The organism is Burkholderia sp. LK4, assembly GCF_001043615.1.
Lineage (GTDB): Bacteria > Pseudomonadota > Gammaproteobacteria > Burkholderiales > Burkholderiaceae > Burkholderia > Burkholderia cepacia.
The window spans coordinates 38,049-51,293 of the sequence record NZ_LDUL01000081.1 but is presented as its reverse complement, the minus strand read 5'-3'; the positions used below and the strand labels follow the sequence as shown (position 1 = coordinate 51,293).

General features: G+C 69.7%; 12 protein-coding genes. 9 read left to right on the top strand and 3 right to left on the bottom strand.

Going from position 1 to position 13,245, the window contains the following annotated elements; all coding sequences use genetic code 11:
- Positions 1-91: 91 nt before the first annotated feature.
- Positions 92-649: a DUF3005 domain-containing protein gene (locus VK92_RS33535; protein ID WP_048025765.1), complete on the bottom strand. Its 558-nt coding sequence runs from the start codon at positions 647-649 to the stop codon at positions 92-94.
- 175 nt (positions 650-824) lie between these two features.
- Here VK92_RS33535 and VK92_RS42660 point away from each other — a divergent pair, with 175 nt between their 5' ends.
- From VK92_RS42660 to VK92_RS33515, 4 genes are all read left to right on the top strand, one after another.
- Positions 825-1,097 (top strand): hypothetical protein, encoded by a 273-nt coding sequence (locus tag VK92_RS42660; protein WP_226233625.1) that lies wholly within the window; start codon positions 825-827, stop codon positions 1,095-1,097.
- A 238-nt stretch (positions 1,098-1,335) separates the two neighbouring features.
- Positions 1,336-2,886 (top strand): NCS1 family nucleobase:cation symporter-1, encoded by a 1,551-nt coding sequence (locus tag VK92_RS33525; RefSeq protein ID WP_091924671.1) that lies wholly within the window; start codon positions 1,336-1,338, stop codon positions 2,884-2,886.
- 22 nt (positions 2,887-2,908) lie between these two features.
- A complete protein-coding gene (locus tag VK92_RS33520) occupies positions 2,909-3,637 on the top strand; it encodes an aspartate/glutamate racemase family protein (protein WP_048025762.1) in 729 nt (242 codons plus the stop codon).
- Between the two features lie 61 nt (positions 3,638-3,698).
- Complete coding sequence (locus tag VK92_RS33515; protein WP_048027967.1) at positions 3,699-4,997, top strand: LysR family transcriptional regulator; 1,299 nt, start codon at positions 3,699-3,701, stop codon at positions 4,995-4,997.
- A 51-nt stretch (positions 4,998-5,048) separates the two neighbouring features.
- On the opposite strand, the gene VK92_RS33510 is transcribed toward VK92_RS33515, so the two are convergent.
- Positions 5,049-6,620 carry an MFS transporter gene (locus VK92_RS33510; protein ID WP_048026452.1) on the bottom strand — a complete coding sequence of 524 codons (1,572 nt, stop codon included), beginning with the start codon at positions 6,618-6,620 and terminating at the stop codon, positions 5,049-5,051.
- A 100-nt stretch (positions 6,621-6,720) separates the two neighbouring features.
- Between VK92_RS33510 and VK92_RS33505 the strand changes: the two genes are divergently transcribed.
- Both VK92_RS33505 and VK92_RS33500 read left to right on the top strand, forming a co-directional pair.
- A complete protein-coding gene (locus VK92_RS33505) occupies positions 6,721-7,611 on the top strand; it encodes a LysR family transcriptional regulator (protein WP_048026453.1) in 891 nt (296 codons plus the stop codon).
- Between the two features lie 211 nt (positions 7,612-7,822).
- Entirely contained in the window at positions 7,823-8,809 is a 987-nt protein-coding gene (locus tag VK92_RS33500; RefSeq protein WP_027791218.1) for an ABC transporter substrate-binding protein, read from the top strand.
- Between the two features lie 29 nt (positions 8,810-8,838).
- On the opposite strand, the gene VK92_RS33495 is transcribed toward VK92_RS33500, so the two are convergent.
- The gene (locus VK92_RS33495; RefSeq protein ID WP_048026502.1) at positions 8,839-9,213 is read right to left on the bottom strand and encodes a phage protein NinX family protein; all 375 of its coding nucleotides are present in this window, start codon (positions 9,211-9,213) and stop codon (positions 8,839-8,841) included.
- Positions 9,214-9,528: 315 nt separating this feature from the next.
- Here VK92_RS33495 and VK92_RS33490 point away from each other — a divergent pair, with 315 nt between their 5' ends.
- From VK92_RS33490 to VK92_RS33480, 3 genes are all read left to right on the top strand, one after another.
- Positions 9,529-10,626 carry a glycosyltransferase family 2 protein gene (locus VK92_RS33490; RefSeq protein WP_048026455.1) on the top strand — a complete coding sequence of 366 codons (1,098 nt, stop codon included), beginning with the start codon at positions 9,529-9,531 and terminating at the stop codon, positions 10,624-10,626.
- Between the two features lie 6 nt (positions 10,627-10,632).
- Entirely contained in the window at positions 10,633-11,895 is a 1,263-nt protein-coding gene (locus VK92_RS33485; RefSeq protein ID WP_048026457.1) for a glycosyltransferase family 87 protein, read from the top strand.
- Between the two features lie 259 nt (positions 11,896-12,154).
- Positions 12,155-13,234: a glycosyltransferase family 2 protein gene (locus tag VK92_RS33480; protein ID WP_048026459.1), complete on the top strand. Its 1,080-nt coding sequence runs from the start codon at positions 12,155-12,157 to the stop codon at positions 13,232-13,234.
- Positions 13,235-13,245: the final 11 nt, after the last annotated feature.

The following is a 13,245-nucleotide window of genomic DNA, read 5'->3' as shown; positions in this document are numbered from 1 at the left end:
GCGGCGATCGTGGCGGCCGGTGCGAGTGCACCGGCCGCCACGCGCCGGGTACCGGTATCCGGCGGTACCCGCGGCAGTGTCAGCGGCGGTATCAGTCGATCCGCTCGAGGCAGATCACGTGCTCCGCGCGCGTACCGTCGCCGTGCTCGACGTCGACATCGCCGACATGCCGCACGCGCCAGCCCGGCCGCGTCGCGATCTGCGGCATGTTGCCGCCCGGCCGGCTCTCGATCCCGCCGAGCCCCTCGTCGGGCGTATCGACCGCGTCGTCGAGCGACGCGTTCGAGTAGATCACGTTGTCCTGCAGTTCCGACGCGCCGGTGCGCGCCTCCATGCCCTTGCCGTCGACGTCGACCGTGTTGTCGGTCATCGCCATGTTCGCGTTGTCGAGCGTGACGATCCGGCCGGCCGCGCGACGCACGGGATCGCCGCTGTCGACTGCATGCGCGCCGACGTCGATCGGCGGCAGGCCGGTCGGCGTTTTCGCCGCGACCGCCTCCGGCGTCAGCGGCCGCTTCCCCGCCTCGGCGACCTCGGCGGCCTGGGTCGCCGCGTCGGGCATGTCGCCGGCTGCCGGGGTCTTCACCGGACTCTTCGCGATCTGTTCCCGCTGCTTTTGCGGGGTTGGATTCGATTCCGCGTTCTGCATCGCACCTCCTGTTCCGGACGGCGTGCGCCGGCGTGATGCCGGCGCCGGTCCGGGAATCGCTACAACGGTCCTTGCAAATCTTTCACGCGCAGGTACGGCACGCACGCGCGGCCTGCGATGCCCGTGCCGCACGGCAGCGCACGGGTGACGAACCGGCGCAAGCCGAGTACGCCCCGTGCGCCGCCCGGCCGGTGCCGGTCAGCCGCCGCTTGCGCCCGCCGGCGTGGAAGCCGCGCCCGGCATGCTTGCCGCGCCGCCCGTGGTGCCGCTGTCGGCCGCACCGCTGCCCGGCGTGCCCGACGGCGCGGTGGACGGCGCCGGCGACATGCCGCCGGTGGCGCTGGTGTCCGAACTCGCACCGGTACCGGTGTCGCTCTTTTTCTGGCAACCCGCACCCGCCGCCAGGCCGGCGATCAGGATGCCGGCGAAGACGGCTCGCGATACGTGACGAAGGGAATATCGCTGCATGACACCTCCGCTGATGTCGGTGGATGGAACCCTTCGGCGCGCAATCCCCGTGCCTCGCCATCGATCCCTCGCATTCATTTTTCAAATGGCGCCCAGCCGAATATTTAATTTCCCATCACCGTGCCGGCCACCCATACTCGCGAACAAATCCGAGACATAACGTCCACGGCGGCCGGGCCGTCGCAGCGTCTACGCGCTGCCGGTTTCGCGCCCCGCACATGGAAGGAGACAACGGCGTGCAACTGGAAGCCACCCACCGCCCGGGCATCGTGCCCGGCGCGGTCGACGCATCGCATCGAACCGATTCGGCCGCGCGCGACCCCGCGCTGAGCCCGCGGCTGCACAACCCCGACCTCGCGCCCACCAAGGCGGAGGGGCGGACGTGGGGCCGCTACAGCATCTTTGCGCTGTGGACCAACGACGTGCACAACATCGCGAACTACTCGTTCGCGATCGGGCTGTTCGCGCTCGGCCTGTCGGGCTGGCAGATGCTCGCGTCGCTCGCGATCGGCGCGGTGCTCGTCTACTGCTTCATGAACCTCACCGGCTACATGGGCCAGAAGACCGGCGTGCCGTTCCCGGTGATCAGCCGGATGAGCTTCGGCATCTACGGCGCGCTGCTGCCCGCGATGATCCGCGCGGTGATCGCGATCGCATGGTTCGGCATCCAGACCTATCTCGCGTCCGTGGTGCTGCGCGTGCTGCTCACCGCGATCTGGCCGGGCCTCGCCGCGTTCGATCAGGACGCGATCTTCGGGCTGTCGACGCTCGGCTGGGTCACGTTCGTCGCGATCTGGCTCGTGCAGATCGGCATCCTCACGTACGGGATGGAAATGGTCCGCAAGTACGAGGGGCTCGCCGGCCCGGTGATCCTCGTCACGACGCTGTCGCTCGCCGCGTGGATGTTCAGCCGCACGGGCGGCCATCTCGCGATGTCGATCGGCAAGCCGCTGACCGGCCTGAAGATGTGGACGGAGATCTTCGCGGGCGGCTCGCTGTGGCTCGCGATCTACGGCACGCTGGTGCTCAACTTCTGCGATTTCGCGCGCTCGTCGCCGAGCGCGAAGACGGTGCGGGTCGGCAATTTCTGGGGCCTGCCGGTCAACATCCTCGTGTTCGCGACGATCAGCTTCGTGCTCGCCGGCGCGCAGTTCAAGCTGAACGGCCACATCATCCACAGCCCGACGGAAATCATCGCGACGGTGCCGAACAAGCTGTTCCTCGTGCTCGGCTGCCTCGCGTTCCTGATCGTCACGGTCGCGGTGAACATCATGGCGAACTTCGTCGCGCCGGCCTTCGTTCTGACGAGCCTTGCGCCGCATCGCCTGTCGTTCCGCCGCGCGGGCCTGATCAGCGCGACGGTCGCCGTGCTGATCCTGCCGTGGAACCTGTACAACAGCCCGATCGTGATCGTCTACTTCCTGTCCGGCCTCGGCGCGCTGCTCGGCCCGCTGTACGGGATCATCACGGTCGACTACTGGCTCGTGCGCAAGCAGCGCGTGAACGTGCCCGACCTCTATACCGAAGCGCCGACGGGCGCCTACTTCTACACGCGCGGCGTGAACCGCAAGGCCCTTGCGGCGCTTCTGCCGTCCGCGCTGATCTCGATCACGCTCGCCGTCGTGCCGGCCTTCAGCGCGATGACGCCGTTCTCGTGGCTGCTCGGTGCGGCCATCGCGGGCAGCGTGTACTGGCTGCTGGCCGATCGCAAACGGCAATACGAGGAGCGCTCGGGCGAACCCATCGCGGTCGCCTGCGCGCAACACTGAACACACGCATACGGAGTCGGCAATGAGGATCCTGGTAGTCAACGTCAACACGACCGAGTCGATCACCGACGCGATCGCCGCGCAGGCGCAGGCCGCCGCGTCGCCGGGCACGGAGATCGTCGGGCTGACGCCGCGCTTCGGCGCGGAGTCGGTCGAAGGCAACTTCGAGAGCTACCTCGCGGCGATCGCCGTGATGGATCGCGTGCTGAGCTACGACGAGCCGTACGACGCGGTGATCCAGGCCGGCTACGGCGAACACGGCCGCGAAGGCCTGCAGGAACTGCTGACGGTGCCCGTCGTCGACATCACCGAAGCGGCCGCGAGCGTCGCGATGCTGCTCGGCCATCGTTACTCGGTCGTCACGACGCTCGACCGCACGGTGCCGCTGATCGAGGATCGCCTGAAGCTCGCCGGACTCGACGCACGCTGCGCGTCGGTGCGCGCAAGCGGCCTCGCGGTACTCGAACTCGAGGAGAACCCGGCGCGCGCGATCGAGTCGATCGTCGGCCAGGCGCAGCGCGCGGTGAAGGACGATCACGCGGAAGTGATCTGCCTCGGCTGCGGCGGGATGGCCGGCCTCGACCGGCAGATCGAGGAATGCACGGGCGTGCCGGTCGTCGACGGCGTATCGGCCGCGGTCGCGCTCGCCGAGTCGCTGGTGCGCCTGAAGCTGAAGACGTCGAAGGTTCGCACGTACGCACCGCCGCGCCCGAAGCGGATCGTCGGCTGGCCGGGCACCTTCGCGAAATGACGCGCCGCCGGCCGGCTGCTGTGTCGCGCTCGGGCATCGTGCCGCCGGGAGGCGTATCGGCATGCGGGACACGCTAGAACCGGACGCACTGCCCCGCCGCGCATCCGACGCCGCGGGCGCGCTCGACGTGCTCGATGCGCGGCTGATGCGCATCCTGCTCGTGCTGCTCACCGAGCGCACCGTGTCGCGCGCGGCCGTGCGGCTGAACATGTCGCAGCCGGCGACGAGCGCCGCGCTCAAGCGCCTGCGCACGCTGCTCGGCGATCCGTTGCTGGTGCGCAGCCGCTACGGGATGGTGCCGACCGAGTTCGGCGCGCGGCTGATCGAACCGCTGCGCAACGCGCTGCGCGTGATCGACTTCATCCGCATCCAGCAGCCGACGTTCGACGCGCGCACGTCGGTGCGCACCTACCGGATCGGCTGCCCCGACTACCTGAACGTGCTGTTCGTGCCGAAGCTCGTCGCGCTGTTCCGCGAACGCGCGCCGAACGCGCAGCTCGTGTTCCATCCGCTCGGCGACGGCTTCGACGACGAGCGCGCGCTGGCCGACGGCGAACTAGACGTCGTGATCGACAATCGCCCGGCGCGCTCGTCGCGGTTCCGACAGGACGACCTGTTCGACGATCGCGTCGTATGCCTGATGCGCGCGACGCATCCGCTCGCGCGGCACGGCGCGATGACGGCCGCCGATTTTGCCGACGCGCCGCAGCTGTGCCCGACGCCGTCGTGGCTCGAGGCGTCCGGCGCGATCGACCGGCAGCTCGAACGCGTGGGCCTGCAGCGGCGGATCGTCGTCACGCTGCCGCACTTCGAACTTGCCGCGCATGCGCTCGTGCGCACCGACATGCTTCTGACCACCACGTACCGGCTCGCGCGGCATTATGCGAAGCTGCTGCCGCTCGCCGCCGTCGCGCTGCCGGTGGAGCCGCCGGACATCGTGTACCGGATGACGTGGAACGAATCGGGCGCGTGCGTGGACGGCGTGCGCTGGCTGCGCGGGCTGATCGCGGAAGCGACACGGGCATGGCTCGACGCCGAGGCGATGCTGCCGGCGGTTGCCGCGGTTCCCGCGGGCGCTGTTGCGGACGCAGGGAACCGCGTGCCGGCCGCGGCCGATATGTCCGATATGTCCGATATGTCCGATATGTCCGATATGTCCGATATGTCCGATACATCCGATACAGCCGATACACCCGCTACGGTCGATACACTCGCTACGGCCGATGCACCCGCTACGGCCGCTGCGCCCGACCCGGTTCGACGCACGCGCCGCAGGCAGGCGACGCATTGCCGTGCATCGCACCCGCCGCGCGTCGCCCATGCGGCACGCATCCACCGTCACGCGACGAAGTCGCATTGACCGACGCCACCGACAGGCGCGACAACGCGCCGCTCCTTACGTCACACACCTTCACGCACCATCGCGCATCGGTTGCGCAAGCAACTTCCACGCAACGACGGCCACGACGAGCGCGAGCACGCCGCTTACCGTCAGCGCGTCGGCAAACCCGCTCGCGAACGCGACGGGCGCCGCCTTCGCGAGCGCACCGGCGGCCGACGGCGGCACACGCTCGAGCGCCCGCGCCAGGTCGCCGGCCAGCAGGCTCGACATGAACGGCGCATCGGCGAACGCGCGCAGGCCGGGCGCGGCGGACAGCAGCCGGTCGAGCCGCGCCTGCGTGCTCGCCGCCAGCACCGCGCCGAGCACGCCGACGGCCGTCACGATCGCCGAGAAGCGCGTCGTCGTGCTGATGCCCGACGCCATGCCGGTGCGATTCGACGGCACGCACGCCATGATCGCCTTCTGCGTGTCGCCGTTCATGATGCCCGCGCCGCAGCCCGTCACGAACATGCCGATCGCGACGAGCCGGTAGTCGCCGCCAGCCGTCAGCGCCGCGGTCGCGAGGTTGCCCGCGCCGATCAACGCGAGCCCGCCCGCCAGCACGCCGCCGGACGACACGCGCGCGGCCAGCGCCGCGCCGAGCGACGGCCCGGCGATCATCGCGAACGCGAACGGCAGCATCCCGAGCCCCGCATCGATCGCCGACATCCCGAACGCGTTCTGCAGGTACAGCGGCAGGAACGTCATCATCACCTGCGCGCACGCCGCATAACCGAACATCGCGAGCACGGCGCCGACGAAGCGCGGCTGGCGAAACAGCGCGAGATCGATCATCGGCCGCGCCTGCCAGCGCTCCGCGCCGACGAACGCCGCGAACAGCGCGGCGGCGAGCGCGAGCCGGCCGAGCGTCGCGGCCGACAGCCAGCCGTGCGACGGTGCGCCGATCAGGGCCGCGATCGCGCACGCGAGCGCCGCGCCGAACAACAGGCTGCCGGCCGCATCCACGCGCTTCGCGTGCGGATCGCGCGACTCGTCGATCGCAACGCGCGCGCCTGCCGCGAGCAGCATGCAGACGGGCAGGTTCAGCAGGAACACCCAGCGCCACCCGATCCATTGCGTGATCGCGCCGCCGACGAGCGGCGCGACGGCCGTCGCGATCCCCATGCACATGCCCCAGATCGCCCACGCACGCGCCCGCTCGCGCCCGTCCGGAAAACGGTTCGCGATCACGGCGAGCGCGGCCGTCAGCAACAGCGCGGCGCCGCCGCCCTTCACCGCACGCGCGGCGATCAGCCAGCCCGCCGACGGCGCGACACCGCAGCCGAGCGACGCGAGAAAGAACAGCGCGAGCCCCGCGCCGAGCATCCGCTTGCGCCCGAAGCGGTCGGCGAGCCCGCCGGCCGGCAGCAAGCAGGCGGCGAACGCGGTCATGTACGCGCTCACGACCCATTCGATATCGGCAAAGCTCGCGTGGAAACTGCGCGCAATGCTCGGCAGCGACACGGCGACGACGTTCGTGTCGAGCACGATCAGCGAGCAGGTCGCGGACGCGACGGCGAGCGTCGCGGCGGCGGGCATGCGGCCACCCGTGCGCGGGGCGGCAGCCGCGCCCGCGCGCGACGCCGGTGAAGACTGGGACATCGGACACTCCGGAACAGGTTGAACGAACCGTATGCTAGGCTTGCCCGGTATTGCCCGTCATTGATACTCAGACGCTTTTTTATTGACGAAAACTGCAATCATGGATCGGCTCGAATTCCGTCACGTGCGCGCGTTCCTGAGCGTCGCGCAGCACCTGCACTTCGTCCGCGCGGCCGAGGCGCTCGACATGGCGCCGCCCGCGCTCACGCGGCAGATCCAGGAGGCCGAACGCGTGCTCGGCGCGCGCCTCTTTCACCGGTCGCGCCGCGCGGTCACGCTGAGCGCGGCCGGCGAGGCCTATCTCGCCGAAGCGCGCGCCGCGGTCGAACACCTGCAGCGCGGCCGCGAACTCGCGGCGCTGGCCGAGCGCGGCGAGCTCGGCCGGATCGAGATCGGCTACGTGTCGTCGGCCGTCTATTCAGGCACGCTGCAGCGCACGGTCGGCGCGTTCCGCGACGCGCACCCGCGCATCGAACTGAACCTGCGCGAAGTACCGATGGACGACGTCGCGAACCAGCTCGACACCGGCCGCCTCGACCTCGCGTACGTCCGCCCGCCGCTGCCGCTGCCCGGCGGCCTGCGGATCGTCACGCTGCAGCGCGACGTGTTCGTCGCGGCCGTGCCGGCCGGGTCGCGCTACGCGTCGATGGCCGCCATTCGCGCGGCCGACCTCGCCGACGCGCGCTTCGCGGTGCCCGAACAGGAGCGCGGCACGCTCGAAGTCGCGCGCCGCGGCCGCTTCGCGCCGCTGGTCGCCGCCCGCCCGGGCGGCTTGCTCGCGGTGCTCGCATGCGTGTCCGTGAACGGCTGGGTCGCGGTGATTCCCGATGCGCTCGCCGGCTGCGTGTCGCTGCCGGGTGTCGTGTACCGGCCGATCGCCGGCAAGCCGATCACGTCGGAACTCGCGCTCGCGCACCGGCGCTTCGAAAAGGCGCCGGCAGTGCGCGCGTTCCTGCGAACGGTTCCGTCGGCCGCGCAAGACGCTGAATGAAACGCCCGCGTGCGGCGATGGCGGCGGTGGCGACGGTGGCGGCGATAGCGGCGATAGCGGCGATATCAGCGATAGCGGCGGTGGCGGCCGGGCCGGCCGCCGCGGCACGAATATGCATTGCACGATTCGATGTTTGTCGGCTGGAAACCGATTCCGTAACCTGCCCGGCAACCGCGCCACCTGCGCGCGGGTAACCGAGGACACTCCGCCGATGAATCCAACCTCCGCCCCGGCACGCCGCCGCGTGCTGCAGCGTCTTGTCGCCCTCGCCGCCGCGCCGCTCGCCGGCGGCGTCGCACTGCCCGCCCATGCGGCGGGTGCCGACCCGTCGGGCGTCACGCTCGTGCTCGGCGACCAGGCCGGCGGCCTGCGCGCGCTCGCCGAAGCCGCGCGCGTGCTCGACGGCACGCCTTACCGGTTCCGCTGGGCCAACTTCCAGGGTGCCGCGCCGCTGTTCGAGGCGCAGCGCGCGGGGGCGATCGATCTCGCGCCGGCCGGCGACCTGCCCGTGCTGACGGCCGCGCTCGGCGATCCGTCATTGCGGATCGTCGCGACGCGCGTCGGCTCGGCGACATCGCTCGGCATCGTCGTGCAGCCCGATTCGCCGGTCCGCACCGTCGCCGACCTGAAAGGACAGACCGTCGTCGTGTCGTCCGCGCGCGGCAGCATTTCGCAGTACCAGCTGTACGGCGCGCTGCGCGAACACGGCCTCGCGCCGCGTGACGTCGACGTGCGCTTCGTGCTGCCTGTCGACGCGTTCGCCGCGTTCGAGGCGAAGCGGATCGGCATCTGGGCGACGTTCGACCCGTACTACGGGCATGCGGTACGACGCGGCGCGCGCGTCGTCCGTGACGGCAGCGGCATCAATTCCGGGCTGGCGTTCCTCACGTCGCCGGTCGAAACGCTCGACGATCGCGCAAAGCGCGCGGCGCTCGCGGACGTGCTGGCGCGGCTCGCCCGCGCGGGCCAGTGGGCGCTCGCGCATCCCGCCGACTACGCGACCGTCTATGCGTCGCTCACGCGCCTGCCGCCCGACGCAGCCACCGACATCGCGCGCCGGGCCGCGCTCGCACAGCGCAGCCTCAGCGGTGCCGACATCGACGTGCTGCAGCGTGTCGCCGACCGCGCGGCGGCCGACGCGATCCTGCCGCGGCGCGTCGACGTCGCCTCGATCGCGATCCGCAACGTGTCCGCCTGAACGATGACGCGCGTGGCGGCGTTCAGCGTTCAGCGCGGCCGCGGCATGTCGAGATCCGGCGCGTCGTCGCCGACCGTGGAGGCGACGAGCGTGCGCATCGCGGCGAACCGCAGCGTCGGCCCCGACTGGTTGAACGTGCAGCGCTCGCCCGCGGCCGGCACGGCCTGGTGCAGCACGGCCCGCCATGCGCCACGGCCGCCCTCGCGCTCGAAAGCGGCAAACGGCAGCCGCTCGACGATCGGGCCGCCGTCCGTCCACGATGTCGACGGCACGAACGAAGCCAGCGCCGCGCCCGCCGCGCGAATCGACGTACACCCGGACGCATCGGCGCGCGGGGCATCATGCCCCTGCGCGACCGCGACCCAGTAGTCCAGCGGCGCGCCTGTCAGACCCCGGACTTGCATGCCCGTCTCCGTCACCGTCGTTACCGACTCGACATGCCAACCGTTGCATCTGCGGCGATTGCGGTTCCCGACGGCACCGAAGCGCGCTGCCATATCGCTGAAATCCCTCCCCCGAGCAAACCCGCGCACGTTGTCACGACCGCGTCACTCGTGCGTACAATGATCCGACCGCTTGCCGCCGCCGTTCACGGCAAACGAATCAGGACATTACAAACAGAAAACACACAAAACTGCGCCGATCCGGAGCTGTTTCCGGGAGTTCGGCGACATCAGGACCAGACAATGCGGCGCAGACCGGATCTCACGGGGGGACATATGTCCAGGCACACCCGAAAGCCGTTGGTATCGCTCGTCGTACCCTTCCACGACGAGGCGGAAGCGATCGAGGCATTCTTCGCGACCGCCCTTCCCATCCTCGAATCGATCGACACCACGCGCTTCGAAATCGTTTGCGTGAACGACGGCAGCCGCGACGACACGCTCGACAGGCTGATCGACGTCGCGGCCGGCGACCCGCGCGTGCGCATCGTCGATCTCACCCGGCGCTTCGGCAAGGAGGCCGCGCTCACCGCCGGCATCGACGAAGCCGCCGGCACCGCCGTGATCCTGATCGACGCCGACCTGCAGGATCCACCCGCCCTGATCCCCGCGATGGTCGAACGCTGGCTCGCCGGTGCCGAGGTCGTCGCCGCGAAGCGCACCGACCGCATGTGCGATCCGCTGATGCAGCGCGTGGCCGCCGCGCTCTACTACCGCGTGCACAACCGCCTCTCCGAAGTCGAGATGCCCGAGAATGTCGGCGATTTCCGGCTGATGGACCGCCAGGTCGTCGACGCGCTGCGCGCGCTGCCCGAGCGGCGGCGTTTCATGAAAGGCCTGTTCGCGTGGGTCGGCTATCGCACCGAGATCATCGAATACACGCGTGCGCCACGCAGCGGCGGCCGCTCGAAATTCTCCGGATGGCGGCGCTGGAACTTCGCGCTCGAAGGCATCACGAGCTTCAGCACCGTGCCGCTGCGCGTCTGGACCTACATCGGCCTCGCGTTCGCCGCCCTCTCGTTCATCTACGGCGCCTTCATCGTCATGCGCACGCTGCTGTTCGGCAACCCCGTGCACGGCTACGCGTCGCTCATCTCCGTGATGCTGTTCGTCGGCGGCATCCAGCTGATCGGCATCGGCGTGATCGGCGAATACCTCGGGCGCATCTATCACGAGTCGAAGCAGCGCCCTGTCTATCTCGTGCGGCGCCGTTATCGCGCCGCCGCCCTGGTGGGCCAACATCCGGCGCGGCACGTCGCGCAGCCGGACGCGTCGAAGCTGCTGCCGTTTCCGGTTCGGCGCGTCGCCCCTGCCCGACGACGGCAGACGGCCGCCGCGACCGCGGCAGCAGCACGCAACCTGTCGGTCAAGTAGCGCAGCATGGATATTTCCAGCTCATCGATACAAGCTGACGAACGCCCTGTCCGCGTCTGGCTGACGCCCGGACGCATCGCGCTTTACAGCGCGGTCATGCTCACGATCGGCGTGCTGTTCGTGTCGATCATGGTCCGGGTTGGCTTCCACTCGACCGACCCGGGCTTGTTCCGCCCCGGCTCGGGGTTCACGGTGTTCTGGTCCGCGTCCCATCTGATGCGCCATGGCTCGCCGTGGCAGGTCTACGATGTCCCCGCGTTTTCGCGGGCGCTCGCCGACCTGTTCCCGATCACGGCCGGCCATGCGTTCCTGCCATGGCTGTACCCGCCTTCGTATCTGCTCGTGGTGGCGCCGTTCTCGCTGCTGCCCTATGCGATCGGCTATCCGCTGTTCATCGCGCTCGGCATCGTGCTGCTCGGCGTGTCGACCTGGCGCGTGTCGGGGCTCGCGGCGACGCCCGGCGCGAAACGTATCGGCTGGCTCGCGCTGCTCGCATCTCCGGGCGTGCTCGTCACCGCGACGTACGGACAGAACGCGATGCTGACTGCGACGTGCGCCGCGCTCGCCGTGCATTTCGTCGATCGACGGCCGGTGCTGGCCGGCTTCTTTATGGGACTCCTGTCGGCCAAGCCGCAACTCGCGTTGCTGTTCCCGTTCGTGCTGATCGCGGCGCGTGCGTGGCGCGCATTCGCGTGGGCCGCGGCCTTCGCGACCGCCTTCACCGCGCTGGGCATCGCGACAGGCGGCATCGAATCGCTCCATCTCTTCATGCAGAACGCGGGCGCGCTGCGTTCGCTGATCATCGAGCATGGCGTTCCGTTCTGGTTTGCGTCGCCGACGCCGTTCGCGGCGTTTCGTCTCGCCGGCTTGTCGCCGGCGCTCGCCTATGTTGGGCAGGCCGGCATCGCCGCGGTTGCGATCGCGGCCGCGTGCTTCGTCTGGCATCGCCACCAGGATGCGCGGCTGCGCGTCGCGACACTGTTCATCGCGACGCTCGCCGTGAATCCCTATGTCTGGCACTACGAACTGTCCTGGCTGTGCGTCCCGATCGCGTGCATGATCGCCATCGGCTCGCAGGACGGCTGGCTGCGCGGCGAGCAAGGTTTCGTGGCCATCCTGTGGGCGCTGCCGCTTTACGAGTTTCTGAATCCGTGGATGCATCTGCCGCAGATCGGGCCGCTCGTGACGTCGATCGCGCTGCTCATGCTGCTGCGGCGCGGACGGTTTGCCAGTCGCGGTACGCGCGCCGCGCACGTTCGCGCCCCGTGAGCCGATAGCCGCGCACCACGCCGGCACCCTGCCCATGCCGACTGCTGCGCCTGGCAATCACGCCCCGGGTCGCGCTCGGGCAGCGTCGACATCGGTATCCGGCAAATCAGGCTGCCACCCGCCCCACCACACCCGCATCGATTCGTGCTACGAATCCCCGATTCCTGCCTACAATGATCAGAACGCCTGTCGTCCGGCCTGCAGCGGACGACGACCTGATCCATACGGCGCAGCACGAGCCGGATCTCTCGGGGGACGTATGTCCGCGCACGCCAGAAGGCCGCTGGTATCGCTCGTCGTACCGTTCCACGACGAGGCGGAAACAATCGACGCATTCTTTGCGGCAACGCTGCCCATCCTCGAATCGGTCGATACGATCCGTTTCGAGATCGTCTGCATCAACGACGGCAGTCGCGACGACACGCTGGACAGGCTGATCGACGTCGCAGCCGGCGACCCGCGCGTGCGCATCGTCGATCTCACCCGGCGCTTCGGCAAGGAAGCCGCGCTCACCGCCGGCATCGACGAAGCCGCCGGCACCGCCGTGATCCTGATCGATGCCGACCTGCAGGACCCGCCCGCTCTGATCCCCGCGATGGTCGAACGCTGGCTCGCCGGCGCCGAGGTCGTCGCCGCGAAGCGCACCGACCGCATGTGCGATCCGCTGATGCAGCGCGTGGCCGCCGCGCTCTACTACCGCGTGCACAACCGCCTCTCCGAAGTCGAGATGCCCGAGAATGTCGGCGATTTCCGGCTGATGGACCGCCAGGTCGTCGACGCGCTGCGCGCGCTGCCCGAGCGGCGGCGTTTCATGAAGGGCCTGTTCGCGTGGGTCGGCTATCGCACCGAGATCATCGAATACACGCGTGCGCCACGCAGCGGCGGCCGCTCGAAATTCTCCGGATGGCGGCGCTGGAACTTCGCGCTCGAAGGCATCACGAGCTTCAGCACCGTGCCGCTGCGTGTCTGGACCTACATCGGCCTCGCGTTCGCCGCCCTCTCGTTCATCTACGGCGCCTTCATCGTCATGCGCACGCTGCTGTTCGGCAACCCCGTGCACGGCTACGCGTCGCTCATCTCCGTGATGCTGTTCGTCGGCGGCATCCAGCTGATCGGCATCGGCGTGATCGGCGAATACCTCGGCCGCATCTATCACGAGTCGAAGCAGCGCCCCGTCTATCTCGTGCGGCGCCGTTATCGCGCGCAGCGGGACACCGCCGCGCATCCTGCGTCGAAACTGCTGCAGTTCCCGCTCAAGCGCACGCACGCGGCCCGCCGCCGGACGCCGCTCCCCGCGACTGCCGCCGGCCACGGTGCGCGGAAAATCTCCATCAAGTAGTCGCTACACGC